25 protein-coding genes are annotated in these 25,187 nt (G+C 66.4%); 17 read left to right on the forward strand and 8 right to left on the reverse strand.

Annotated elements, in window-relative coordinates; translation table 11 throughout:
* Positions 1-79 precede the first annotated feature (79 nt).
* A complete protein-coding gene (locus ACXJJ8_RS10675) occupies positions 80-958 on the forward strand; it encodes a PhzF family phenazine biosynthesis protein (RefSeq protein ID WP_499029740.1) in 879 nt (292 codons plus the stop codon).
* Positions 959-1,000: 42 nt separating this feature from the next.
* On the opposite strand, the gene ACXJJ8_RS10680 is transcribed toward ACXJJ8_RS10675, so the two are convergent.
* Together ACXJJ8_RS10680 and ACXJJ8_RS10685 are read right to left on the reverse strand one after the other, a co-directional pair.
* Positions 1,001-1,741 (reverse strand): glycine zipper 2TM domain-containing protein, encoded by a 741-nt coding sequence (locus ACXJJ8_RS10680; RefSeq protein WP_499029742.1) that lies wholly within the window; start codon positions 1,739-1,741, stop codon positions 1,001-1,003.
* Between the two features lie 153 nt (positions 1,742-1,894).
* A complete protein-coding gene (locus ACXJJ8_RS10685; protein WP_499029744.1) occupies positions 1,895-2,332 on the reverse strand; it encodes an OsmC family protein in 438 nt (145 codons plus the stop codon).
* Between the two features lie 225 nt (positions 2,333-2,557).
* Between ACXJJ8_RS10685 and fusA the strand changes: the two genes are divergently transcribed.
* The 4 genes from fusA (at position 2,558) to ACXJJ8_RS10705 (ending at position 6,532) form a co-directional block, all read left to right on the forward strand.
* Positions 2,558-4,630 carry an elongation factor G gene (fusA, locus tag ACXJJ8_RS10690; protein ID WP_499029745.1) on the forward strand — a complete coding sequence of 691 codons (2,073 nt, stop codon included), beginning with the start codon at positions 2,558-2,560 and terminating at the stop codon, positions 4,628-4,630.
* A 156-nt stretch (positions 4,631-4,786) separates the two neighbouring features.
* Positions 4,787-5,167, forward strand: coding sequence for an HU family DNA-binding protein (locus ACXJJ8_RS10695; protein ID WP_498960603.1), 381 nt, complete (start codon positions 4,787-4,789; stop codon positions 5,165-5,167).
* A gap of 127 nt (positions 5,168-5,294) precedes the next feature.
* Positions 5,295-5,852, forward strand: coding sequence for a DUF1439 domain-containing protein (locus ACXJJ8_RS10700; protein WP_499029747.1), 558 nt, complete (start codon positions 5,295-5,297; stop codon positions 5,850-5,852).
* A gap of 14 nt (positions 5,853-5,866) precedes the next feature.
* Entirely contained in the window at positions 5,867-6,532 is a 666-nt protein-coding gene (locus ACXJJ8_RS10705; RefSeq protein WP_499029749.1) for a hypothetical protein, read from the forward strand.
* 3 nt (positions 6,533-6,535) lie between these two features.
* On the opposite strand, the gene ACXJJ8_RS10710 is transcribed toward ACXJJ8_RS10705, so the two are convergent.
* Positions 6,536-8,812: a DUF5916 domain-containing protein gene (locus ACXJJ8_RS10710; RefSeq protein WP_499029751.1), complete on the reverse strand. Its 2,277-nt coding sequence runs from the start codon at positions 8,810-8,812 to the stop codon at positions 6,536-6,538.
* A 122-nt stretch (positions 8,813-8,934) separates the two neighbouring features.
* Positions 8,935-9,402: an SET domain-containing protein gene (locus ACXJJ8_RS10715; RefSeq protein WP_499029753.1), complete on the reverse strand. Its 468-nt coding sequence runs from the start codon at positions 9,400-9,402 to the stop codon at positions 8,935-8,937.
* A 125-nt stretch (positions 9,403-9,527) separates the two neighbouring features.
* Between ACXJJ8_RS10715 and ACXJJ8_RS10720 the strand changes: the two genes are divergently transcribed.
* The 10 genes from ACXJJ8_RS10720 to ACXJJ8_RS10765 all read left to right on the forward strand — a co-directional run bounded on the left by ACXJJ8_RS10720 (position 9,528) and on the right by ACXJJ8_RS10765 (position 19,187).
* A complete protein-coding gene (locus ACXJJ8_RS10720; RefSeq protein WP_499029755.1) occupies positions 9,528-10,106 on the forward strand; it encodes a cytochrome C in 579 nt (192 codons plus the stop codon).
* Positions 10,107-10,226: 120 nt separating this feature from the next.
* Positions 10,227-10,676: an SUF system Fe-S cluster assembly regulator gene (locus ACXJJ8_RS10725; RefSeq protein WP_499029756.1), complete on the forward strand. Its 450-nt coding sequence runs from the start codon at positions 10,227-10,229 to the stop codon at positions 10,674-10,676.
* 2 nt (positions 10,677-10,678) lie between these two features.
* Positions 10,679-12,121: a Fe-S cluster assembly protein SufB gene (sufB, locus tag ACXJJ8_RS10730; protein ID WP_499029757.1), complete on the forward strand. Its 1,443-nt coding sequence runs from the start codon at positions 10,679-10,681 to the stop codon at positions 12,119-12,121.
* Between the two features lie 22 nt (positions 12,122-12,143).
* The gene (sufC, locus tag ACXJJ8_RS10735; RefSeq protein WP_499029759.1) at positions 12,144-12,908 is read left to right on the forward strand and encodes a Fe-S cluster assembly ATPase SufC; all 765 of its coding nucleotides are present in this window, start codon (positions 12,144-12,146) and stop codon (positions 12,906-12,908) included.
* Positions 12,908-14,137 (forward strand): Fe-S cluster assembly protein SufD, encoded by a 1,230-nt coding sequence (gene sufD, locus ACXJJ8_RS10740; RefSeq protein ID WP_499029762.1) that lies wholly within the window; start codon positions 12,908-12,910, stop codon positions 14,135-14,137. The genes sufC and sufD overlap by 1 nt, the downstream gene beginning before the upstream one ends.
* A complete protein-coding gene (locus tag ACXJJ8_RS10745) occupies positions 14,134-15,372 on the forward strand; it encodes a cysteine desulfurase (RefSeq protein ID WP_499029764.1) in 1,239 nt (412 codons plus the stop codon). Before sufD ends, ACXJJ8_RS10745 begins: the two co-directional genes overlap by 4 nt.
* A 35-nt stretch (positions 15,373-15,407) precedes the next feature.
* Complete coding sequence (locus tag ACXJJ8_RS10750) at positions 15,408-15,932, forward strand: GNAT family N-acetyltransferase (RefSeq protein ID WP_499029766.1); 525 nt, start codon at positions 15,408-15,410, stop codon at positions 15,930-15,932.
* Entirely contained in the window at positions 15,929-16,246 is a 318-nt protein-coding gene (locus tag ACXJJ8_RS10755; protein ID WP_499029768.1) for a Rieske (2Fe-2S) protein, read from the forward strand. Before ACXJJ8_RS10750 ends, ACXJJ8_RS10755 begins: the two co-directional genes overlap by 4 nt.
* Positions 16,247-16,366: 120 nt before the next feature.
* Positions 16,367-18,493: a TonB-dependent receptor gene (locus ACXJJ8_RS10760; protein WP_499029770.1), complete on the forward strand. Its 2,127-nt coding sequence runs from the start codon at positions 16,367-16,369 to the stop codon at positions 18,491-18,493.
* A 19-nt stretch (positions 18,494-18,512) separates the two neighbouring features.
* Positions 18,513-19,187 carry a PepSY-associated TM helix domain-containing protein gene (locus tag ACXJJ8_RS10765; protein WP_499029773.1) on the forward strand — a complete coding sequence of 225 codons (675 nt, stop codon included), beginning with the start codon at positions 18,513-18,515 and terminating at the stop codon, positions 19,185-19,187.
* Positions 19,188-19,204: 17 nt separating this feature from the next.
* Here ACXJJ8_RS10765 and ACXJJ8_RS10770 read toward each other — a convergent pair whose 3' ends face one another.
* Complete coding sequence (locus ACXJJ8_RS10770; protein ID WP_499029775.1) at positions 19,205-19,792, reverse strand: HutD/Ves family protein; 588 nt, start codon at positions 19,790-19,792, stop codon at positions 19,205-19,207.
* A 152-nt stretch (positions 19,793-19,944) separates the two neighbouring features.
* On the reverse strand, positions 19,945-20,277 hold the full coding sequence (locus ACXJJ8_RS10775; protein WP_499029777.1) for a ComEA family DNA-binding protein: 333 nt from the start codon (positions 20,275-20,277) through the stop codon (positions 19,945-19,947).
* Positions 20,278-20,486: 209 nt separating this feature from the next.
* Between ACXJJ8_RS10775 and ACXJJ8_RS10780 the strand changes: the two genes are divergently transcribed.
* Both ACXJJ8_RS10780 and ACXJJ8_RS10785 read left to right on the forward strand, forming a co-directional pair.
* Positions 20,487-21,989, forward strand: a complete 1,503-nt coding sequence (locus tag ACXJJ8_RS10780) for a M20 family metallopeptidase (protein WP_499029780.1) — start codon at positions 20,487-20,489, stop codon at positions 21,987-21,989.
* Between the two features lie 90 nt (positions 21,990-22,079).
* Positions 22,080-22,340 carry a GlsB/YeaQ/YmgE family stress response membrane protein gene (locus ACXJJ8_RS10785; RefSeq protein ID WP_499029782.1) on the forward strand — a complete coding sequence of 87 codons (261 nt, stop codon included), beginning with the start codon at positions 22,080-22,082 and terminating at the stop codon, positions 22,338-22,340.
* 45 nt (positions 22,341-22,385) lie between these two features.
* Here ACXJJ8_RS10785 and cysN read toward each other — a convergent pair whose 3' ends face one another.
* Both cysN and cysD read right to left on the reverse strand, forming a co-directional pair.
* Positions 22,386-24,284: a sulfate adenylyltransferase subunit CysN gene (gene cysN, locus ACXJJ8_RS10790; protein WP_499029784.1), complete on the reverse strand. Its 1,899-nt coding sequence runs from the start codon at positions 24,282-24,284 to the stop codon at positions 22,386-22,388.
* Positions 24,284-25,183 carry a sulfate adenylyltransferase subunit CysD gene (cysD, locus tag ACXJJ8_RS10795; RefSeq protein WP_499029786.1) on the reverse strand — a complete coding sequence of 300 codons (900 nt, stop codon included), beginning with the start codon at positions 25,181-25,183 and terminating at the stop codon, positions 24,284-24,286. Before cysD ends, cysN begins: the two co-directional genes overlap by 1 nt.
* Positions 25,184-25,187: the final 4 nt, after the last annotated feature.

Genomic DNA, 25,187 nt, shown 5'->3' on the forward strand with positions numbered 1-25,187 from the left:
CGACCTCGTGTTCCCGGGAATGCGCGACTCTCGCGCCGGATGCCTGCAAAATGCGGCTCCGGGATTCTAGGGTATTGCCATGGCCTTGCGCCGCTACATGCAGGTGGATGTCTTCGCCGACCGGCCGGGCGCCGGCAATCCGCTGGCCGTCGTGCTGGATGCCGAAGGGCTGGATGATGCGGCGATGCAGGCCATCGCGCGCTGGACGCGCTTGCCGGAGACGACCTTCCTGTTCCCGGCGGCCGCGGCCGACAGCAGCTATCGACTGCGGATCTTCTCGCCGCGCAGGGAGGTGCCGTTCGCGGGCCACCCGAGCGTCGGCAGCGCGCACGTCGCGCTGGCCGCGGGCCTGGCGCAGGAAAAGGACGGGTTGCTCGTGCAGGACGGCATCGCCGGCAAACTTCCGCTGCGCGTGACGGGCAGCGGACGCAAGCGCACCATCGCCGTGCGCACGCCGCGGTCGAAGGTCCTGGAAACCGCGTCGCCCGACGATCCGCGCCTTGCGCCCGCCCTCGCCGGCCTGCCGCTCGGCGCATTGCCGCCGGCGCTGGTCGAAGGCGGGCGCCGCTGGTGGCTGGTGGAAATGGCGGACGAACGCGCATTGCGTGCCGCTTCGCCCGATTGGGCCGCAATCGGCAGGCTCGCGCAGGACACCGAGAGCATGGGTGTGTGCGTGTTCGCGCGCAGCCACGACCCGGTGTATTACCTCGCGGTGCGTGCGTGGGTGGGCGCGCCGGCGCAGTTCGAGGATGCAGCGTCCGGTGCGGCGAATGCGACGCTCGCCGCGTGGCTGTCTTCGCAAGGCGCATTGCCGGGCGACGGCGGCTTCTATCGCATCAGCCAGGGGCGCGAAGTCGGGCACGACGCGATCATCGAACTCACGGTCGATGCCGATGGCGAAGTCTGGTCGGGCGGCCGTACATGCACGGTGGTCGAAGGCCACATCGACTGGCCGTGACGAAAAAAAGGGGCCGCAAACATCGCGGCCCCCTCCCTGAAATCACTGTTCCGGATTCACGTCCACGCGCACCCGGATGCGGTCGCCGGGGTGATGGTCGGTGCGCGTCCTGAACTGTCGGCCTGCGTATTCGTAGGTCACGTCGTAGCCGACCACGCGGCCGTCGTTGCCCGTGTTGTAACTGCCGTAGCTGTTGTTGTTGTTGCCGTTGTAGCCAGTGTTGTTGCCGTACTGGTCGTCGCACACGGTGACGCTGCTGCGCTCGTACTTGCGGCGCTGCGTGCCTTCGTAGACCTGCCGGCCGGCGAGTCCGCCGACCATCGAACCGATCGCCGCCGCGGCCACCTGCCCGCTGCCGCCACCGACCTTGCTGCCGAGCAGCGCACCGGCCAGGCCGCCGACGACGGTCGCGACCGTGCGGCCCGTGTCGGTGCCGTAGCGGCCCTGCTGCGGGTAGTACGGGTCGTTGGGCGGGTACGTGCCGTTCGATGCGTAGCCGCGATTGGTCGGATAGGAACCGCCGGAGGTGTAGCAGCGATTCGCGTTGTTGTTCACGTACCCGTTGTTGGCGTACCCGTTGTTGCCGTAGCCCGACGCGTAACGCGAATCGATCACCGGATCCACGCGCACGACGCGCGCCCAGTCGTAGATCGCGTTGGACTGGTTCGAATCACCGGGGTTGGAATATCCCTGGTTCGAATAACCGCCGTACGTCTGCGCCGACGCCGTTCCCACGGCAGCGGCCAGGCCCAGTGCGAGCAAGGTGGCGGACAAGCGCTTCATGGCGGGACTCCAAGCGCCGGAATGGCGCGTGGGGATCGTCGGGTCGGCGCGGGCAATGCACCCTGAATCGATCGGGCGTGGAAACGCTTGCAGCCAGGAACGTTTAGCGCGCCGACAGCAGCGCGTCAGCGCGCGTTGTGCAGCGTCAAGACCTCACCCCAGCAATTCGGCTTCCAGCGAGATCGGAACGGCGCTCAAGGCCTTGGACACCGGGCAGTTCTGCTTGGCATCGTCGGCCAGCGCGCGGAACTTCGCCGGATCCAGCCCGGCCACGCGCGCCTGCGTCTTCAATCGGATCTCGGTGATCGTCGGTCCACCGTCCATGCCGAGTTCCACTTCGGCCTGGGTGTCGAGCGTTTGCGGCGGATGGCCGGCTTCGGTGAGTTTGGCCGACAGCGCCATCGTGAAGCAGCCCGCGTGCGCGGCGGCGATCAGTTCTTCCGGATTGGTGCCTTTCTCTCCACCGAAGCGCGTGTTGAAGCCGTAGCGCGTGCCCGCCATCAGGCCGCTCTGCGGCGTGTCCAGCTTGCCCTGGCCGGACTTGAGGTCGCCTTCCCAATGGGCGGTGGCTTTGCGGGTGATCGAGGCCATGGCGCTGCTCGCGGGTGGGGGATGGCCAGCCTACTCCACGGCCATGCTTGACCCTTCACCGCTGCTGCGGGAGATTTGCCATCCCGGCGACGCGCTCGCCGGGGCCCCCGCCATGACGGCCCGCCCGGCGAACAGCCAGGACGGCAGACACGCTCCGGTTCGTCTCGCACTCGCGGACAGCCATGACGGCCTGACTTCCACCCGCACATCGGGAGAGACGGCCTCATGTCCTATTCCACCGAAAACATTCGCAACGTGGCCCTGGCAGGCCACCCCGGCGCCGGCAAAACAATGCTCTTCGAAGCCCTGCTGCATGCCGGCGGCGCGATCCAGACGGCAGGCAGCATCGAGCGTGGCACGACGGTTTCGGATTTCGACCCGATCGAAAAGGAACGCGGCCATTCCATCGATGCGGCGATCGCGAGCATCGACACCGGCACCGACAACGCACCGGTGCACGTCAACCTCCTCGATACCCCCGGCTATCCGGATTTCCGCGGCCCCACGCTCTCGACCCTCGCGGCCGTGGAAACCGTCGCGATCGTGTGCGATGCCGGCGCGGGCGTGGAATACGGCACGCGCCGCATGATGGAGTACGCGAAGGCGCGCAACCTGTGCCGCGTCATCATCATCAACAAGATCGACCACGCCGAAGCCGACAACGCACGCCTGCTCGATGCATTGCGCGAAACCTTCGGCCCCGAAGTGCTTCCGCTCAACCTGCCCGCCGACGGCGGCACGCGCGTGGTGGATTGCTTCGGCTATTCGGGCAAGCTCGCGCAAGGCGATTCGGACCTCGGCCCGGTCGCCGATTGGCACCAGAAGATCATCGACCAGGTGGTCGAGGTGAACGAAACCGTGATGGACCATTACCTCGACCTCGGCGAGGACGGTCTGTCGGGACAGGAGTTGCACGACGCCTTCGAACAATGCCTGCGCGAAGGGCACCTGGTGCCCGTGTGCTTCGTCAGCGCGCGCAGCGGCGTCGGCATGGACGATCTGCTGCAGATCACCGACAAACTCCTGCCGCATCCGGGCGAAGGCAATCCGCCGAGTTTCATCAAGGGCCTGGGCGAAGGCGCCACGCCGATCGACGCGCAGCCCGATCCGGCGAAACACGTCATCGCCGACGTCTTCAAGATCGTCAACGATCCCTTCGTCGGCAAGCTCGGCATCTTCCGCGTCTACCAGGGCACGGTGAAGAAGGACACGCAGTTGTTCGTCGACGACGGCAAGAAGCCGTTCAAGGTCGCGCACCTGTTCAAGCTCAAGGGCAAGGACCACGTCGAGGTCGCGCAGGCCGTGCCCGGCGACATCGCGGCGGTGGCCAAGATCGACGAGCTGCATTTCGACGCGGTGCTGCACGATTCGCACGACGAAGACCAGATCCGCCTGGCGCCGGCCGAATTCCCGAAGCCGATGTTCGGCCTGGCGGTGGAAGCCGCGCACAAGGGGCAGGAACAAAAACTCTCCACCGCGCTGCACAAGCTCGCCGAAGAGGATCCCGCCTTTGCCGTCGAACACCATGGCGAGCTCAACGAAACCGTCGTGCGCGGCCTGTCGGACCTGCACCTGCGCGTGATGTTGCAGCGCCTGAAGGACAAGCACGGCGTGGAAGTGGCCACGCGTCCGCCGCGCATCGCCTATCGCGAAACCGTGAGCTCGCGCGCCGACGGCCACCATCGCCACAAGAAGCAGACCGGCGGCGCCGGCCAGTTCGGCGAAGTCTTCCTGCGCATCGAACCCTTGCCGCGCGGCGGCGGTTTCGAATTCGTCGACGAAGTCAAAGGCGGCACGATCCCCGGGCAATTCATGCCCGCCGTGGAAAAGGGCGTGCGGCAGGTGCTGGGCGCCGGCGCGGTCGCGGGCTACCCATTGCAGGACGTGCGCGTGGTCGTCTACGACGGCAAGCACCACAGCGTGGACAGCAAGGAAGTCGCCTTCGTCGCCGCGGGCAAGAAAGCATTCCTGGACGCGATCGCCAAAGCGCGGCCGCAGGTGCTCGAACCGATCGTCGACCTGGAGGTCGCCGCGCCCGAACAGCACATGGGCGACATCAGCGGCGGGCTGTCGTCCAAGCGCGCGCGCATCAGCGGCACCGATTCGCTGCGCGGCGGCGAAATCGTGATCCGGGCGCAGGTGCCGCTTTCGGAACTGGAAGGCTACGCCGCCGAGCTGAAATCCGTGACCGCCGGCCGCGGCCGCTACGCGCTCGACTTCAGCCACTACGAGCCGGTTCCGGCGCAGGTGCAATCACGCCTGGTGGAAGCCTTCAAGCCACGGATCGAAGAGGATTGACCGGCCAAAACATGCCCCGTTCGTCCGTAGCTTGAAAAAAGCCCGAAAAAAACCGCCTCCGGGGCTTGGCGGCAACGCGGGCATGCCCTACATTCCGCTGGCCGAGGGGGACAACCAGGCATTCCATCAACTCAAACACGAGTCATCAGGACACATATGGCGAAGAAGAAAGCCGCATCGAAGAAGGCCGCTCCGAAGTCCGCAGCCAAGTCGGCCGCGCCGAAGCCGATCAAGGAAGCGCTGGGCAAGTCGGGCCTGGTTGCGCACATTTCCGAACAGACGGGCGTCGCTCCGCGCGACGTGCGCGCCGTGATGTCGTCGCTGGAAGGCGCCGTGCACGGTTCGGTCAGCAAGAAGGGCGCGGGTGCGTTCACCCTGCCGGGCCTGCTGAAGATCACCGTCGTCAACGTGCCGGCCAAGCCGAAGCGCAAGGGCATCAACCCGTTCACCAAGGAAGAGCAGTGGTTCGCCGCCAAGCCCGCCAGCGTCAAGGTGAAGGTGCGCCCGCTGAAGAAGCTCAAGGACGCGGCCGCCTGAGGCGCCTGACCAAGGCTTCATGAAAGACGCCCGGTTCGCCGGGCGTTTTTTTTGCCCGCTTGCGATGGATCGACGATTCACGCGCGGTGGCGCACGCTGCGCGCATTCCCCGACGGAGACCCACCGGATGCGCCGCCCCGCCCTCGCCTTCGCGTTTGCCGCCACCTTCGCCGCCCTGCTGACGGCCTGCACGACGATCAGTGCCCTGGTGGGCAACCAGGTCGCGTTCACCGCGCCGCAGTTGCAGCGTTACCTCGATCGGCAATTCCCGCGCGACTACGAGAAGCTCGGCGGCCTGGTCACGTTGCGCGTGATGCACCCGCGGTTGACGATCCCGCAAGGCAGCAACCGCCTGCAGATGGACTTCGACGTCGGCTTCGGCGGCCTGGGGATGGACCACACGTCGACCGCCGGGCACTTCGCGCTGCAGAGCGGGTTGCGATTCGATCCTTCCACGCGCGGCCTGCACCTGGTGGACCCGGCCCTCATCGACGTGGACGTCCCCGCGCTCGGCGGCGCGATGACCGCGCCCGCCCGCAGCGCGATCAACACCTGGCTGTCCGATTACGCGAAACAGGAACCGGTCTATCGTCTCGACGATAATGCGTGGGGGACGCTGGCCGGGCGCCGCATCGGGGAAACCACGATCGGCGACGGCAAGGTCGTCCTGCACCTCGACCAATAGCCTTCGGACCGTCCATGTCGCGCGTCGCCCTGCTTTGCCTGTTGTGCCTGACTGCACTGTCGATCGCCGCGTGCGGCGAGAAACCCGGCGGCGTCGCCCGCCGCCCCGACGGCAGCGCGATGGATCCCTTGCCGACGCCGGAAGGCACGCGCGGTTCGATCACCGGCATGCCCACCGCGCCCGGCCCGGGGCAACCGGAAGACAACGCGACCGTCGCCGACCAGGAAGACATCGCGATCGACGATTCGGATCCGGCGGCGAGCGATGACGGTGCGAACGACGACGGCACGGCCGCCACCGATGCCGAACCCACGTCGGACGACGCCGTGCAGGCCATCCAGCGCTACTACGACGCGATCCGCTCGCACGATTACCCCAGCGCCTACGCCCTGTGGAGCGACGGTGGCCGCTCGAGTGGGCAGACGCCCGAACAGTTCGCCGCAGGCTTCGCCGATACCACCGATGTCGTCGTGACGCTCGATGCGCCCGCACGCATGGAAGGCGCGATGGGATCGCGGTACATCGAAGTGCCGGTCGCGGTGGAAGCGACTTCCCGCGACGGCACGGTGCGCCGCTACGTCGGCGCCTACACGCTGCGCCGCGCGGTGGTCGACGGCGCCACGCCCGAACAACGGGCGTGGCATATCGCGTCGGCCGACCTGCGCGAAATCGCGCAGTAGCCCTTACAGCTCGAAGCGGTAGCTCAGCTTGACCACGAGCTGCTCATCGTCGCGCAGCGAGAACGCGTCGTTGAGCGCGTCGCGCGTCTGATCCTGCGAGAACTCGTTGAACAGGTCGCCGCCGCGGCCGTACACGACGTACAGGTAGGACAGCGGCTTGAACTCCCAGCGGTAGCGCACCTGGAAACCCAGGTTGCTCAGGCTGAAGTCGTTGACCGGATCGTTGGTCGGTACCGGCGTGCCGTTCGGAGCGACGCGCCAGGCCTGGCGCAGGTCCGCGTTCAAACCCAGCGCCTGCATCTTGACGCGCAGCTCCTGGTTGCCGCGGAAATTCCAGTCCACGCCGAAGTCGAGCTGCTGCGCATGCTCGTTGAAGGTGCCGATGAGGTTGTCGCCGAACCAGAGCATCCATTGCGGCGTGCGCTCGGCGTAAAGCGTGGTGTAGACGCTCAGGTCGTCGTTGATGAAGTACGTGGGCTTGAACTGCGTGTTCCAGCCGATGTGGCGATCGTTGTTGGCGTCGCCGATGCCGTTGTTGTCGAAGCCGAAGTTCGCGTAGAACGCCCACGCGCCCTGGCGGGGCCAGTTCTTTTCGGCGAAGGCGTTGAAGTTCGCCGGCGTATCCAGGAAAGCGTCGCTGCGCAGGATGCGGTCGTCGTGGCCCGCACTGTTGATGTTGATCTGTGCGTAATCGTTGCCGCCGTCCTTGAGCTGGCTCGAAACGCTCATGCGGAACTGGCGCTGCAGCCGCAGGCCCGAGTCGTCGTTGGAGCCGTCAACGCGCCAGCGCCAATCGTGGGAGGAGTACGCCGATTCCTTCGCCATGTCGGTGATGCGCTTCTTGATCTCGTAGTGCGCGTAATTGAGGTCGGGGCGCGAAAGGAAACCGAAGTCGTTGATTTCCAGGTCGTTGCTGAAGTGCATGGCGAGGAATTGCTGGCGCCAGCCGTGGTCCATCTCGTAGTCGACGATGGTGGTGAAGCCGTCGCCCTTGCCGGCGCGGCCCCAGTCCGGGCTCGCCGCCGCGCCTTCGTCGATGTCGCTGAAGATCAGGCGGTTCTGGATGTTCCACTTCTGGTTCGGGCGCCAGTTCTGGTCGAAACCGACGACCGTCGCGGTGCGATCGAAATACGGGCGATCGACCTGCGTCACCATCATGCCGACGTTCTGCGAGGCGAAGTCGTGCGACAGGCGCAGCGCGGTGAATGTGCGGCCGACCGGGTCGGCTTCATCGGCGATGAGCACGCCGTACTTGGTCGCGCCGAAGCTGCCGTTGGCCTTCACCGCCGCGGTGATGTCGCCCGCGCCCGAGTCATCGTCGGTGGGCCCGCCGACCCGGCGGGTGTAGACGAGCTGGCTGAAGTCGGACGGCGTGGTGAATTCGAACGGGCCCTGGTTCTCGGTGAAGAACGGGCGCTTGTCGCTGAAGAAGGTTTCGTTCGCGCTGAAGTTGACGACGATGTCGTCGCTCTCGACCTGGCCGAAGTCGGGATTGAGCGTGGCGGTCAGCTGGAACTGGCCGTTGGGCTTCCAGAAGATGTCGGCGCCGGCGTCGAAGTTCTCGTTGCTACCGACGATGTCGTACAGCCCCGACACGTAGGGCGTGATGGCGATCAGTGCCTGGTTGTAGACGGGCAACTCGATCGGGGTGAAGTCCGACAGGAAGCGCGGGCGCTCGAAACTCGCCGCCGGCCACGCACTGCGTTCGCCGGTGTCGCCGATCACGCGGTCGAGGTAGATGCGGAACGTGCGCTTGCCGTCCTTGCCCTTGGCCATCGGCGCGATGTACCAGGGAATCAGCATCTCGCTGTACCAACCGTTCTCGTCTTCGCTCGCGGCGTGTTGCCAGTTGCCGTCCCAGTCGGTCGAGAAGCGGTTTTCGTTGGTGATGACCGCATCGTTGATGCCGTCGGTGGAACTCACCATGAAGTTGTAACCGGTGCGCCCGTCGCCGTCGAAGTCGATCATCAGGTTGTTGCGGTCGACCTGCGCCTGCTCGTCGCGGCGGATCTTCTGCCGGTTGCGCGGGATGCTCGAGGGCTGCGTGTTGCGGAAACCGATCGCCAGGCCTTCCGGCGTGGCGAGGATCCAGGCTTCGGTCGGCTGCGAACCCGGCGCGCCGGTGAGCGGTTGCGTGATGCGGAAGTCGGTGACGTGTTGCGCGCCCTGCCATTCGGCCGGATCGATCTTGCCGTCGACCGTGATGGCCAGGGCCTGTCCCGAAGAAAGCGCAAGCAGGATGGCGGCGGTCAACGCCGCGGCGGTGAAGCGGCTGCGCATGGAGAAGGACGTCCGGGTCGGAGGAGATGCGCGCAGGCTATTCACGCGGGACGCGCGCGCCGCGTCCCGAGAGTCATGCAAACCTTTTCCCTACTCCGGGCATCACGCCCGGAAGCGGTGGCTCAGCGCTTGGGCTTGAGCATGGTCCCCGTGCACTTCTTCGACCCGCAGTGGCAGGCCCAGATCTTCTTCAGGCGGGCGGTGTGCGGCTCGTCCAGGGTGATGCCGTAGTCGTACGTCAGTTCCTGGCCCGGCTTGATGGCGCGGATCGCCTCGATGAACACGCGGTCCTTGCGGCGGTCGTCGCCGTCGGCCTCTTCGAGAACGGCTTCGCAGTTGGGATCGCAACTGTGGTTGATCCAGCGCGCGGTGCCGCCGCCGTGGTTGGCGTCGATCACGTACTCGTCGTTGAGCGTGAAGAGGAAGGTGTGGCCGCTCTCGACGTCGCCGGTGGTGTCGTTGTCGACTTCTTCGTGGGTGCGCCGCTGGCCCTTGTATTCGATGAGGCGCTCGCCCTTCTTGAGGGGGGCCGCGGCGAACACGCCGTTGCCGTGGATCTGCGAACGACGGGCGACGATCTTGCGGGTCATGCAGGCATCCGAACGAGGAAAGATGCGGATTGTGGGGCTTCGCGAGTGAAGTCGCCATCTTCGTGGCCGTTCGAAAGCGCGCGATGCGTATTCCCCGGTTCCATCCAAGTTGCCGACCCCGACCGATGCGCGTTACGACCCTCATGATTCCCGCCGCCCTTGTCCTCGCGCTGGGCGCGTGCAAACCCGCGAATGAAGGCAAGGCCGATGCCGCCGTCGCGACGCCGCACCTGGCCGCCATGCCCGCCGCGCTGACCGATGCGCAACTGATCGAACGCGGCGACTACGTGGTGCGCATCGCCGGCTGCAACGATTGCCACACGCCCGGCTATGCCCAGAGCGGCGGCACGGTGCCGAAGGCGCAATGGCTCGTCGGTTCGCCCGTGGGTTGGAACGGACCGTGGGGCACGACGTACGCCGCCAACCTGCGCCTGAAGGCCGCCGACATGGACGATGCGCAGTGGCTGGCCTATACCGCCGCGCTGCACACCCGCCCGCCGATGCCCGACTTCGCCGTGCGCGCCATGAGCGACCAGGACCGTTTGGCGATCCTGCGTTTCGTGAAGTCGCTCGGCGCGGGCGGTGAACCGGCGCCGGCGTACCTCCCGCCGGGGCAGCAACCGCCGGTGCCCTTCGTCGAATTCAAGCTGCCGCCGCCTCCGGCGACTGCTGAAGCGCAGGCCAGGCCCGCTGCTGCGGGCTGATTTCACGCCTCCCGACTGAACCCCTCCCTGGCCCTCCCCTGCCGTCGCAGGCGTGGGTGCTGGCTCGGCGGCCGGTTAAAACGTACAATTTCAGTCCGTTTTACAGGTCGCTTCCTTGCCATGCTGCGGGTCACGAAATTCACCGATTACGCGACGGTCGTCCTGACCGTCCTGGCTGCAGCGCCCGAACGCGTGCACAGCGCGGCCGAGCTCGCCGAACGCGCGGGCCTGGAAGTCACCACCGTCGCCAAGCTGCTCAAGCCGCTCGCGCAGGCGGGCCTGGTCGCCGGCTTCCGCGGTGCGCATGGCGGCTATCGGCTCGCACGCGAAGCGCACGCCATTTCGCTGGTCGACATCGTCGAAGCGATGGAAGGGCCGCTGGGCATGACCGAATGCAGCCTGCATGCGAGCAACTGCGGCATCGAATCCTCCTGCGGCGTGCGCGCGAACTGGCGACGCATCAACGATGTCGTCGCGCACGCGCTGCGCGAAGTCACGCTCGCCGACATGCTCGGCCCTGCGCCCATCGAATCGCGCCGCTCCATTCCCGCCACGTTGGCGACGGTTTGATCATGAACCACGAAAGCAACGCCGAAATCCTCGAACAGCTTGGCCGTCGCTACGACGCCGGCTTCGTCACCGACATCGAATCCGACGCACTGCCGCCGGGATTGTCGGAACTCACCCTCCATTTCCTGTCGGCGAAGAAGGAAGAGCCGGAATGGATGCTGCAGTGGCGGCTGGCTGCGTATCGCCATTGGCTGACGATGCCGATGCCCAATTGGGCGAAGCTCGACATCGCACCGATCGACTTCCAGGCCATCAGCTATTACTCCGCCCCGAAAGCCAAGTACGCCTCGCTCGACGAAGTGCCGCAGGAATTGCTCGATACCTACGAGAAGCTCGGCGTACCGCTGCACGAACGGGCGAAGCTCGCCGGTGTCGCAGTGGACGCGGTGTTCGACTCGGTCTCCGTCGGCACGACCTTCCGCAAGGAACTCGCGGAGAAAGGCATCATCTTCTGTTCGATGTCCGAAGCCATCCGCGAGCACCCGCAGCTCGTGCAGCAGTACCTGGGCAGCGTCGTGCCGACGGGCGACAACTATTTCGCCGCGCTCAATTCGGCGGTGTTCTCCGACGGCAGCTTCGTCTTCATCCCCAAGGGCGTGCGCTGCCCGATGGAATTGAGCACGTACTTCCGCATCAACGCGGTGAACACCGGGCAGTTCGAGCGCACGCTGATCATCGCCGAAGACAAGAGCTACGTGTCCTACCTGGAAGGTTGCACCGCGCCGATGCGCGATGAAAACCAGCTGCACGCGGCGGTGGTCGAACTGGTCGTGCTCGATGATGCAGAAATCAAGTACAGCACCGTGCAGAACTGGTATCCCGGCGACGAAGAAGGCCGCGGCGGCGTCTTCAACTTCGTGACCAAGCGCGGCGAATGCCGTGGCGCGCGCTCGAAGATTTCGTGGACGCAGGTCGAGACCGGTTCGGCAATCACCTGGAAATACCCGAGCTGCGTGCTGCTCGGCGACGATTCGGTCGGCGAGTTCCATTCGGTCGCGCTGACGCATCATCGCCAGCAGGCCGACACCGGCACCAAGATGATCCATGTCGGCAAGCGCACCAAGTCGAAGATCGTCAGCAAGGGCATCAGCGCGGGCCGCGGGCAGAATGCGTATCGCGGCCTGGTGAAGGTGGAACGCAGCGCGCAGGGCGCGCGCAACCACACGCAGTGCGATTCGTTGCTGATCGGCAAGAAGTGCGGCGCGCACACGTATCCCTACATCGAAGTGAAGCACCCGACGGCGATCGTCGAACACGAAGCGACCACTTCCAAGATCAGCGACGACCAGCTGTTCTACTGCCGCAGCCGCGGCATTTCCGAAGAAGACGCGGTGTCGATGATCGTCGACGGCTTCTGCAAGAGCGTGTTCCGCGAACTGCCGATGGAGTTCGCGGTGGAAGCCAAGAAGCTCCTCGAGGTTTCGCTCGAAGGCGCCGTCGGCTGACCGAACCAGGACAAGACCCCACATGTTGAAGATCGACAACCTCCACGTCCGCGTCGCCGGGCGCGACATCCTCAAGGGCCTTTCGCTGGCGCTCGCACCGGGCCAGGTGCACGCCATCATGGGTCCCAACGGCGCGGGTAAATCCACGCTGGGCAACGTGATCGCGGGGCGCGAAGGCTACGAAATCGTCGAAGGTTCGGTTTCGTTCGAAGGCCGCGACCTGCTCGCGCAGGCACCCGAAGAACGCGCCGCCGCCGGCGTGTTCCTCGCGTTCCAATACCCGGTCGAAATCCCGGGCGTGAACAACACCTACTTCCTGCGCTCTGCGCTCAACGCGCAGCGCAAGGCGCGCGGGGAATCGGAACTGGATTCGATGCAGTTCCTCAAGTTGGTGCGCGAAAAGCTCGCCGTGCTGCACCTGAAGGATGACCTGCTGCATCGCGGCGTCAACGAGGGCTTCAGCGGCGGCGAGAAGAAGCGCAACGAGATTTTCCAGCTCGCGGTGCTCGAGCCGAAGTTGGCGATCCTCGATGAAACGGACTCGGGCCTGGACATCGATGCGCTGCGCAATGTCGCCGAGGGCGTCAACGCGTTGCGCTCGCCCGAGCGCGCGTTCCTGGTGATCACGCATTACCAGCGTTTGCTCGACTACATCAGGCCGGATGTCGTGCACGTGCTCGCAGACGGCCGTATCGTCGAATCCGGCGGACCGGAACTGGCGCTCGAACTCGAGCAGCACGGGTATTCGTGGATCGCCGACCGCAAGGCGCCGGAGGCCGCTGCCTGATGAGCGTGTTGCTGGAATCGTTGGCGCAAGGGTTCGAAGGCGACGCCGCGCGTCGCGCGACGCTCGATGCCGCGCTGCGCGATGGGCTGCCGAAGGCGCGCAGCGAGGCGTGGAAGTACACGTCCCTGCGGGCACTGGAGCGGCGGGTGTTCGCGCCCGCGCGCGCCGACGCGATCGATGCGGCCTTGCTTGCGGGCATCGACGGCCCACGGCTGGTATTCGTCAATGGCATGTTCGATGCGACGTTGTCGTCACTCGCTGCGCTACCCGAGGGCGTGTCGATGGACGCCGGCCCGGTGGTCGAGTGCGTCGATGTCGGCGGGCCCGATCGCGTGTTCGCGTCGCTCAACGCGGCGCTGGCGAACACCGGCGCGCGTATTCGGGTCGACGCGGGCGCGCAGATCCAGGCGCCCTTGCATCTCGTGTTCGTCGGCGCTGCGGCCGCGCAGGACCAGGCGTGGCACTTGCGGCATGCGATGGATGTCGGCGAAGGCGCGTCAGTGCGCATCGTCGAGCATCACCTCGCATCCGGCGTGCATTCGCATCTTGCGAACAGCCTATCGACCGTTCGCGTCGCGCGTGGTGCATCGTTGATGCACGTGCGCGTGCAGGATGAAGCAGCGGGCACGACCTTGTTCGCACGCACCGATGCCTCGCTGGAAGCCGATGCCCGCTATCGTCGGCTCGACCTCGAACTCGGCGGCGCCCTGTCGCGCCACGAATTCGGTTGCCGGCTCCTCGGCGCAAACGCGAGCGTGCAGGCCGATGGCGTGTTGCTCGGAACGGGCCGCCGCCACATCGACACGCGCCTGAACATCGATCACGTCGCGGGCGATACACGTTGCGACCTGAAGTGGCGCGGGCTCGCGGCCGATCGCAGCCGTGCCGTCCTGCACGGTGGCATCCTCATTCGCGCAGGCGCCGATGGGAGCAATGCCGCGTTGTCCAGCCGCAACCTCTTGCTCAGCGAGAACGCGGAGATCGACGCACAGCCCGTCCTGGAAATCCACGCCGACGAAGTGCAGGCCGCGCACGGCGCGGCGGTCGGTGGACTCGACCCGACGGCGTTGTTTTACCTGCGTTCGCGTGGTTTGCCGGAAAGCGATGCGCGCCGCCTCCTCACCGCCGCGTTCTGCCGCGATGTGTTGACCGGGCTCGACGCCCAGCTGCGTCCCTTCGCCGAAGGCGCGCTCGACCGCGCCCTGGCTTCCCTGGAGCGCGCCGCGTGAGCATCGTCGCACCGCTCGCCGACATCGATTGGGCCCGCGTCCGTGCAGATTTCCCGCTGCTGCGCCGCGAGATCCACGGCAAGCCGCTGATCTATTTCGACTCTGCGAACACCGGGCAGAAGCCGGCGTCGGTGATCGAATCGGTCGATGCGTTTTACCGCCGCCACAATGCCAACGTGAGCCGAGCGGTGCATACGCTCGGCAGCGAAGCGACGGAGGCTTACGAAGGCACGCGCACGTCGCTCGCCAGGCACCTGAACGTGGCGAGCGAAGACCTCGTGCTCACCAGCGGCACGACCTTTGCGATCAACCTGGTCGCGTACTCGTGGGGATTGCCGCGGCTGAAGGCGGGCGACGTCGTCTTGCTCACGCGCATGGAGCACCACGCGAACATCGTGCCGTGGCAGCTGATCTGCGAACGCAGTGGCGCGACGATCCGCGTGGCGGAGCTGCGTCCCGACGGCGCGCTCGACATGGACGCGCTGTATGCGGCGATGACGCCCGAGGTGAAGCTGCTCGGCGTCGCGCACGTGTCGAACGTGCTGGGCACGATCAACCCGGTCGCGGAGATCTGCCGGGAGGCGCGCAGGCGCGGGATCACGACGGTCATCGACGGCTCGCAGGCGCTGCCGCACATGGCGGTGGACATCGCCGCAATCGGTTGCGATTTCTACGCCTTCACCGGCCACAAGATGTGCGGGCCCACGGGGACCGGCGCGTTGTGGGCGCGACGCGAATTGCTGGCCGCGATGCCGCCCTTCCTCGGCGGCGGCGAGATGATCAGGGAAGTGCGTTACGAAGGCACGGTCTACAACGATCCGCCGCATCGTTTCGAAGCGGGCACGCCGAACATCGCCGGCCACGTCGGCCTGGGCGCCGCGGTGGCGTATCTCGACGAGATCGGCATGGACGCGATCGCCGCGCGCGAAGCCGCGCTGCTCGCGCACCTCAACGAAGCGATGGCTTCGATCGACGGCGTGCGCATCATCGGCACCGCGGAGCGCAAGGCAGCCGTCGTTTCGTTCCTCGTCGAGGGCGCGCATGCGCACGACCTCGCGACGTTGCTCGACCTCGAAGGCGTCGCGGTGCGCTCGGGCCACCATTGCGCGCATCCGCTGATGGCCTTCTACGGCGTGCCGGCGACCTGCCGCGCCTCGCTTGCGTTCTACAACACGCACGACGAGATCGAGGCCTTCGCGGTCGCCCTGCGCAAGGTGCGGCGCCTGCTCGGCTAGACTGTGCCCCCGTGATCCCAGGGACTGCGCAGCACATGGGCGAATTGCAATTCCGCGCGGCGGGCCTCGGCGATCTCGATGCGCTCGTCGCCCTCGTCACCTCGGCCTATCGCGGCGACGAGAGCCGCGCCGGCTGGACCACCGAAGCCGACTTCCTCGACGGCGCGCGCATCGACGCCGACGTCCTGCGCCTGGACATCGCGCGCCCGCGCAGCCGCGTGCTCATCGCCGAACGCGACGGCGCCATGCTTGCCTGCGCACACGTCTGCGAAGACGGCGGCGCCGGGTATTTCGGCATGTTCTCCGTGCAGCCCGGCATCCAGGGCGGCGGCATCGGCAAGGCGGTCCTGGCCGAAGCCGAGCGCATCGTGCGCGAGGACTGGTCGCTGCCGACGATGCGCATGACCGTCATCGACATCCGCGACGAACTGATGGCCTTCTACGAGCGCCGCGGTTACGCGCGCACCGGCATCAAGAAACCCTTCCCTTACGGCGATCCGCGCTTCGGCATCCCGCTGCGCGAGGATCTGCGTTTCGAAGTGATGGAGAAGGCGCTGTGACCTGGGTGCGGGTGTGCGCGACGTCGGAGCTGCTGCCCGGCGAATCGAAAGTCGCCTGGGACGGCGATACGCCGATCGTCGTCTTCAACTACGACGGCGATTACTACGCACTCGAAGACCGGTGTTCGCACGAAGACTTCGACCTTTCCTCCGGCCCGTACGACGGCGAAGAGGCGACGGTGGAATGCGTGCTGCACGGTTCGAAGTTCGACGTACGCGACGGACGCGCGCTCAACGCGCCCGCCTATGCGCCGGTACGCAAGTACCCGGTGAAGGTCGAAGACGGGGCGGTGTGGACCCGCGACGACACCTGAAGGTGCAGGCGGGGCCGCCGCCGGTCGGCACTCGATGCAAACCATTTGCATTTGCGAATCGCTCGCATTTAACATGGCGTCGCCGCGGCCCCACGCCGCACCGACAATCCTGAGGACGTCATGCCCCACGCCGCTCTCCGCGCGACGCCGCTTGCGCTTGCGCTTGCTTTCGCCATCGCCCCCGTCCACGCCGCCGACGAAGCGCAACGGAAGACGCGCGAGCTGGACGCAGTCGAAGTCGTCGGCAAGCGCGACGACTACCTCGTGCCCGAGTCCTCGACCGCCACGAAGACGCCGACCCTGCTGCGCGATACCCCGCAATCGATCACCGTCATTCCCCAGCAATTGATCGAAGACCAGGCGATGACCAGCCTCGCCGACGTCTTCCGCTTCGTACCGGGAGTGGGCGTCGCGCAGGGCGAAGGCAATCGCGACACGCTCGTCTTTCGCGGCAGCAGCACCACCGGCGACATGTTCGTGGACGGGATGCGCGACGACGTGCAGTACATCCGCGATCTGTACAACATCGAAAGCGTGGAGGTGCTGAAGGGCCCGAACGCGATGATCTTCGGTCGCGGGGGTTCCGGCGGCGTCGTCAATCGCGCCACCAAACAGCCTGACGGAAAGACCGTGCGCGAACTCTCCGCGCAGTTCGGCAGTTGGAACAGGCGGCGCGTGGCCGCCGACTTCGGCCAGCCCATCAACGAGCGCGTCGATTTCCGCGTGAACGGCATGTTCGAGGATTCCGAAAGCTACCGCGACGACTTCAACGTCCGTCGCTGGGGCCTGAATCCGACGATCGGCTTCTCCGCCGGCGAATCCACCGACATCGTCCTGTCGTATGAGCACTTCGAAGACGAGCGCGTCGCCGATCGCGGGGTGCCCTCCGAGCCGAACGCGTACAACGGTCGCCGCACGCCCCTAGACGTTGATCCGTCCACGTTTTTCGGCGATCCGAACCGCAGCGATGTGACCGCCGACGTCGATGCCTTCACGGCGCTCGTCGAACATGGGTTCAGCGGCGGCGCGTTGCTGCGCAATCGCACGCGCATCGCCGACTACGACAAGTTCTACCAGAACATCTTCCCCGGCGCGGTCAACTCGGCACGCACGGAAGTCGCGATCAACGCTTACAACAACGCCACCACGCGCAGGAACTTCTTCAACCAGACCGACTTCACCTGGAAGGCCACGACTGGCAACCTGCAGCACACCTTGCTCGCCGGTGCCGAATTCGGCCACCAGGACACCGACAACCATCGCGAAACCGGCTACTTCGGCGCGCCCGGCTCCAGCGCGACGTCCGTCAACGTGCCCCTGTCCTACCCGCGCTACGAGGGGCCGATCGCTTTCCGTCCGTCGGCGACCGACGCCGACAACAACAGCGTCGCCAACACCGCTGCCCTGTACGTGCAGGACCAGGTGGAACTGAGCGATCACTGGCAGGCGATCCTCGGCGTACGCTTCGATCGGTTCGACGTCGACTACACCAACAATCGACTCACTGCCGGCAACCCGGCACGAAACCTCAACGCGACCGACAACCTCTGGTCTCCTCGTGCAGGCGTGGTCTACAAGCCCGTCGATGCGATGTCGATTTACGCGAGCTACAGCGTGGCCTACCAGCCGCGTTCGGGCGACCAACTTTCCTCGCTCAACGTCACCAACCAGGCGCTCGATCCCGAAGAGTTCACCAATTACGAAATCGGCGCGAAGTGGGACATCACCTCGCGCCTGGCCGTGACCGCGGCGGTCTACCGCCTCGACCGCTCGAACGTGATCGTCCCGATCGACGCCCAGACGTCCATCCTCGTCGACGGCCAGCGCGCGAAGGGCGTCGAGTTCGGCTTGGCAGGTTCGCTGACCGATTGGTGGCACGTCATGGGTGCGTATGCGTGGCAGGACGGCGAAATCCTCGCTGGCGCCGATAGCGGCAAGCGCCTCTCGCAACTTCCTGAAAACACGTTTTCGCTCTGGAATCGCTTCGACGTCTCCGAGCGCTGGGGCCTCGGCTTCGGGGCGCAGTACCGCGACGAGGTTTTTGCCAACATCAGCAACCTGGTGACCCTGCGGAGCTACACGCGCTACGACGCGGCTGTATTCTTCGACGCCAACGAACATCTGTCGCTGCAGCTCAACGTCGAAAACCTCTTCGACAAGGAATATGCGGTCACGGCGAACAGCGACAACAACATCACGCCCGGGTCCCCGCGCGCCGCGACCGTAAGCCTCCGCTACAACTTCTGACCCGAGTGGCCCGAGCCCGATGAACGCATCCACCGCCCTGCCCGCCCGACGTTCCGCCACCACGTATCGATGGATCCGCCAGGTCCATCTTTGGATCGGTGCATGGGGCGCGCTCGCCGCCGTGATCTACGGCTTCACCGGACTGGTGATGAACCATCGCTTCGGCGACGGCGCGTGGCCGCAGGGCAAGAGCGACGAGAAAGCGCGCGTGACGCTGCAGATCCCCGTCGATGCGCAAACCTCTCCCGAGGCCCTGTCGTTGTGGCTGCGCGCGACGCAGGGCCTGGATGCGCAGGTCATTCGCAAGGGCCCGCCCGGTGGTGCGAACCCGGGCGCGAAGCGCGACGGTGCCAAGGAAGGCGCCGCGAAAAAGCCTCACGCACCCAAGTGGACGTTCTCCGGCGGCAGCGCGAGCGAGGCGTGGTCGATGGATTACACGCCCGGCACCACGACTGCCGAAGTGAAGCACATGCGGCACGACACGCTCGCCGCCTTCAACCGTTTGCACAAGGCGGTGGGCGGCGGCATCGGCTGGACGATCCTCGCCGACAGCTTCGCCATCGCAATGTTCCTGCTCGGCCTGTCGGGCATCTGGATGTGGGCGCGCGGCCGTAACGCGAAGGAACTGGCGGTCAGTGTCCTCGGCGTGTCCCTCGTGGTGATGCTTGTGGTGCTGGTGCCGGCCTTGTTCTGATGACGATGGCCTGACGCTCAGCGCGGCCGCAACTGCGCCAGCAAGACCTCGCCACCGCCATCGAGCACATGCCGCAGGCGCGCATCGCCCGCCTGCAACAACGCGGTGTCCCCCGCCGCGAGCGACGGCAAGCCCGAGTCGTCTGCGAATCGGGCCTGCCCCGCGAGCAGGTGCACGACCCACGTCGTGCCGGGCTCGGCGAAGATCACCATCGGGCCCACGAGCGGCCGATGCCAGAGTTGTGCTTCGATCGCCTCGCGGCGCCACATCAGGTTGAAGTCCTGCGTCGCGCCGTCGATCAACGCACCCGACACGTTGGCCTCGCCCGCGAACCGCAACCGCCCGTGCGGCGGCTCGAGCGCATGCACGCTGCCATCCTCGAAATGCAGGCGAACGCCGTTGCCGGACAACAACACGATTTCGCGATCGATGCCTTCGAAGCGCGAGAACGGCGCGTCCTGTTCGATCTCCGCGATCGACAACCGCCACGCCCATTCGCCGCGCGCCGGTTCGGCCGCGATCTCGCGCGTCCACCCCGCGCCGTTGCGCCAGCGCTCGCGGCGATATTCGTTGGCGGGCACCACGCGGGAGCGAGCGGTCGGCATGCGCGCCAGCCTACCTGTCCCTTCGCCAAAAAAGATAGGAATGAAAAGGGCAGGAATGGGCAGCCATCCGTTGCGGCCCATCCCTGCACGACGCCCCGCCCAACGGCGGATGCCGCCGGGACGCCACCTGTAAAGCCGGATCGCGTTGCCGATCAGGGCGCGGCGGCCGCCGACGCCGGTTTCGCCGCGCCCTTCGTGCCGCCACCGCCCAACTGGATGCGGTCGCGGTTCTTCTCGACCGTCTTCAGGCCGATGCCCTTCACCTTCGCGAGTTGCTCCAGGCTCTTGTACGGCCCGTTGGCTTCGCGATGGGCGACGATGGCCTGCGCCTTCGACGGGCCGATGTTGACCAGGACGCGATCGATGGTCTGCGCGTCGGCGGTATTGATGTCCACGGAGTCGGCCGCGTATGCGGCGCCCGCGAACAGGACGGCGAGGGCCATCGCTTGCAGCGCGACGGCGGTGGTTTTGACGAACGAGTACATGGGTCTCTCCCTGACGAGGTGGGCGTTGCTTCCTTGCCCGCCACACGATGCGGCGGACACGTGCAGTTTCCCGATCCGCGCCCTGCGAACCCATCAGGTTTTGCCGCGCCGCTTCGTCACTGTTTTCAGGCCGGGCGTGTAGGGAATGTCTGATGCGGCTGGACCCCCCGCGTTAGAATCGTGGCCTTTCCCGCCCCAGGTGCCTCCGCATGGATCGTTCCCTCGACGCCCCCGCCCTCGAACGCTACGTCGAGCGCAAGTGGGACGACGACATCGTCCCGCGCCTCGTCGAATACATCGCCATTCCCAACAAGTCGCCGATGTTCGACGCCGATTGGGTGCAGCACGGTTACATGGACCAGGCCGTCGCGCTGATGGAAACCTGGGCGAAGGCGCAGACGATCGCCGGCATGAAGGTCGAAACGGTGCGCCTGCAGGGCCGCACGCCGCTGATCTTCCTGGAAATCCCGGCGGCCAATGGCGGCAGCGACGACGACGTCGTGCTGCTCTACGGCCACCTGGACAAGCAGCCGGAAATGACCGGCTGGGACGACGACCTCGGCCCCTGGAAGCCGGTGATCAAGGGCGATCGCCTGTACGGCCGCGGCGGCGCGGACGACGGTTACGCGATCTTCGGTTCGCTTGCCGCGATCCTCGCGCTGCAGGAACAACAGCTTCCCCATGCGCGCTGCGTGATCCTGATCGAAGCCTGTGAGGAGTCCGGCAGCTACGACCTCCCTGCCTACGTCGATCACCTTGCCGATCGCATCGGCAAGCCTTCGCTGGTCGTGTGCCTGGATTCGGGCTGCGCGAACTACGACCAGCTCTGGTGCACGACCTCGCTGCGCGGCCTGGCAGGCGGCAACCTCACGGTGAAGGTGCTGAGCGAAGGCGTGCACTCGGGCGATGCGTCCGGCATCGTGCCTTCGAGCTTCCGCATCCTGCGCGATCTGCTTTCGCGCATCGAAGACGAGGACACCGGCCGCATCCTGCTCGACGGGCTGCACGACAAGATTCCCGACGAACGCCTGGTCCAGGCGAAGGAAGCGGCGAAAGTCGTCGGCACCGCGGTGTACGACAAGTTCCCCTTCCTGCCCGGCGAAAAGCCGATGGCCGACGACCTCACCGAACTCGTGCTCAATCGCACCTGGCGCCCCGCGCTGTCGGTCACCGGTGTCGATGGCATGCCACCCCTGTCCTCGGCCGGCAACGTGCTGCGCCCGCATACCGCCGTGAAGCTCTCGCTGCGCCTGCCGCCCACGCTGGACGGCAAACGCGCCGGCGACGTACTCAAGCAGACCCTCGAAAAGGACCCGCCCTACGGCGCGCAAGTCACCCTGGATCTCGAAAAGGCCTCGACCGGTTGGAACGCCCCGGCAATGTCGCCGTGGCTCACGAAGGCCATCGACGAGGCCAGCCGCGAATTCTTCGGCCAGCCCGCGATGTACATGGGCGAAGGCGGCACGATCCCCTTCATGGGCATGCTCGGCGAGAAATACCCCGACGCGCAGTTCATGATCACCGGCGTGCTCGGCCCGCATTCCAACGCCCACGGCCCGAACGAATTCCTGCACATCCCGATGGGCAAGCGCGTGACCGCGTGCGTGGCGCGCGTGATCGCGCGTCACCACGAAGCCAGCGCGCGCGGCGAGACGAAGGGCAGCGCGGCCGCCGCGGGTGGCACGGAACGCGGCGAGCACGGCTGCTGCTAGCGAACCGCCGGTCGGCATCGCAGCGATGCTGCGCCGCACACACCGCTAGCATCCCCCTCGGCGCCATCCGGCGCCCCGAGGAGGAACACCATGTTCGAAGGGCTCCTGATGTACATCGTCGGCGGCGCCGTCATCGGCATCCTGGCGCGCTTCTTCAAGCCCGGAGCGGATCCGGTCGGCTGGATCATGACCATCGTGCTCGGCGCACTCGGCGCCGCGGCAGGCGGCTACATCGCAGGCATGCTCAACGTAAACAACCGCGCGCTGGTCTGGGTCATCGCGATCCTGGCGGCAATCGTCCTGCTGTTCCTTTGGGAATCGGTCCGCGGCAAGAGGCCGCGCGCCGCGTAACAGCGTTCCCGGCCCTCCCCCGCGTTGCGTGGGGAGGGCTTTGCTTCACTCGCCGAGCAACATCCGCACCACGCGCTCGGCCAGCGCCTCCGGCGATTCGGCCGTCGTATCCAGGCGCAACTCGGGCGATTCCGGCGCTTCGTACGGCGAATCGATGCCCGTGAAATGGGGCAACTCGCCTCGCCGCGCCTTCGCGTACAGGCCTTTGACGTCGCGCGTTTCGGCCACCGACAGCGGCGTATCGACGAACACTTCGATGAACTCGCCGGCGTCGAACATCGCGCGCGCCGCCGCACGCTCGCCGCGGAACGGCGAGATGAAACTGACCAGCACGATCAGCCCCGCATCCGTCATCAACTTCGCCACTTCGGACACGCGGCGCAGGTTTTCGACGCGATCTTCGTCGGTGAACCCCAGGTCGCGGTTCAAACCATGGCGCACGTTGTCGCCGTCGAGCACGAAGGCATGCTTGCCCATCGCGTGCAGGCGCTTGTCGACGAGGTTGGCCACCGTCGACTTGCCCGATCCCGACAGGCCGGTGAACCAGACGCAACGCGGCGCCTGCCCCATGCTGCGCGCGCGCGTGGCACGGTCGACGTCGATGTGCTGCCAGTGCAGGTTGCCCGCGCGCCGCAACGCGAAGTCGAGCGTCCCCGCCGCGACGGTCGCATTGTCGATGCGATCGATCAGGATGAAACCGCCGAGCGCGCGATTGTGCGCATACGGCTCGAACGGGATCGCCTGGTCGAGCGAAAGATTGCAGTAACCGACCTCGTTCAACGACAGGTGCGTCGCCGCCAGCGGCGCCTGCGTATCGATGTCAACCTTGTGCTTGAGCGTCGTCACCGTCGCGCCGACGGTGCGCGTGCCGAGCTTCAGCCAATACGGACGACCCGGCAGCAACTGCCCTTCGCCCATCCACAGCACGTGCGCGGCGAATTGATCGGAGACTTCCGGCGCGTCGTCGGCCGCCGCGATGACATCGCCGCGGCTGACGTCGATTTCGTCGGCGAGCACCAGCATCACCGCCTGGCCCGTGACGGCGACATCCATCGCGCCATCGGGCCCGAGCACGCGCGCGACATGCGAACGGCGCCCCGACGGCAACACGACCACCGCATCGCCCGGCCTGACGCTGCCCGCGACGAGCGTGCCCGCGAAACCGCGGAAGTCACGGTTCGCATCGCTGCGATCCGGGCGCTGCACCCACTGCACCGGCAGGCGGAAACCGCCTTCGACCTGCGGGCGTTCGATGTCGACCGTATCGAGATACTCGAGCAGCGAGGGGCCGTCGTACCACGGCGTCGCGTCGCCGCGATGCACCAGGTTCTCGCCCTTGAGCGCCGAGAGCGGAATGCACTGCACGTGCGGGATCCCGAGCGAATGCGCGAGTTGCGTGTACTCGTCCGCGATCGCTTCGAAGACGCCCTCGTCGTACCCGACCAGGTCCATCTTGTTCACCGCAAGCACGACGTGCCGCAAACCGAGCAGCGCGGCGATGTACGTATGCCGGCGCGTCTGCACCAGCAACCCCTTGCGTGCATCCACGAGCACCACCGCGAGCTCCGCGGTCGATGCGCCCGTCGCCATGTTGCGCGTGTACTGCTCGTGCCCGGGGCAATCGGCGACGATGTACTTGCGCTGTTCGGTATCGAAGAAGCGATACGCGACGTCGATGGTGATGCCCTGCTCGCGTTCGGCGGCCAGGCCGTCCATGAGCAGCGCGTAGTCGATGTCCGCGCCTTGCGTTCCGTGGCGACGGCTGTCGGCGGCGAGCGCGGCCAGTTGGTCGTCGAACAAACGCTTGCTGTCGTACAACAAGCGTCCAATCAACGTGCTCTTGCCGTCGTCCACGCTGCCGCAGGTGATGAAGCGCAGCAGGCCCTTGTGTTCGTGGCGGCGCAACGCCTCGGCGACGCTGGTCGCGGGGTCCATGAGGTCCATCAGAAGTACCCTTCCTGCTTCTTCTTCTCCATCGACGCGGTGGGATCGTGGTCGATCACGCGGCCCTGTCGTTCGGAGGTTGTCGCAACCAGCATCTCTGCAATGATCTTTTCCAGCGTGTCGGCGTCGGAGTCGATCGCACCGGTCAACGGATAGCAGCCGAGCGTGCGGAACCGCACGCGGCGCATCTGCGGAACTTCGCCTTCGCGCAGCGGCAGGCGTTCGTCGTCGACCATCAACAACGCGCCGTCGCGTTCGACGATGGGGCGCTCCTTCGCGAAATACAGGGTCGGCACCGGGATGCCTTCGCGGAAGATGTAGAGCCACACGTCGAGCTCGGTCCAGTTCGACAGCGGGAAGACGCGCACGCTTTCGCCCGTGGCGATGCGGGCGTTGTACAGATCCCACAACTCGGGGCGCTGGTGCTTCGGATCCCAGCGATGCTGCGCGTTGCGGAAGGAAAACACGCGTTCCTTCGCGCGCGACTTCTCCTCGTCGCGGCGCGCGCCGCCGATGGCCGCGTCGAAACCGTATTGATCCAGCGCCTGCTTGAGGCCCTGCGTCTTCATCACGTCGGTGTGGACCGTCGCGCCGTGCGAGATCGGGCCGATGCCACGGGCGACGCCTTCGGGATTGGTATGCACGCGCAGGTCGACGCCCGTTTCCGCCGCGCGGCGGTCGCGGAATGCGATCATCTCGCGGAACTTCCAGCCGGTATCGACGTGCAACAGCGGGATCGGCGGTTTCCCCGGCGCGAAGGCCTTCAACAGCAGATGGAGCAACACCGAGCTGTCCTTGCCGACCGAATACAGCAACACCGGGTTGCGGAAGCTCGCCGCCACCTCGCGGAGGATGTGGAGACTCTCCGCTTCAAGGCGGTCCAGATGGCTCAACTGCATGAAA

This window comes from Lysobacter sp. P5_C4, from assembly GCF_054049695.1.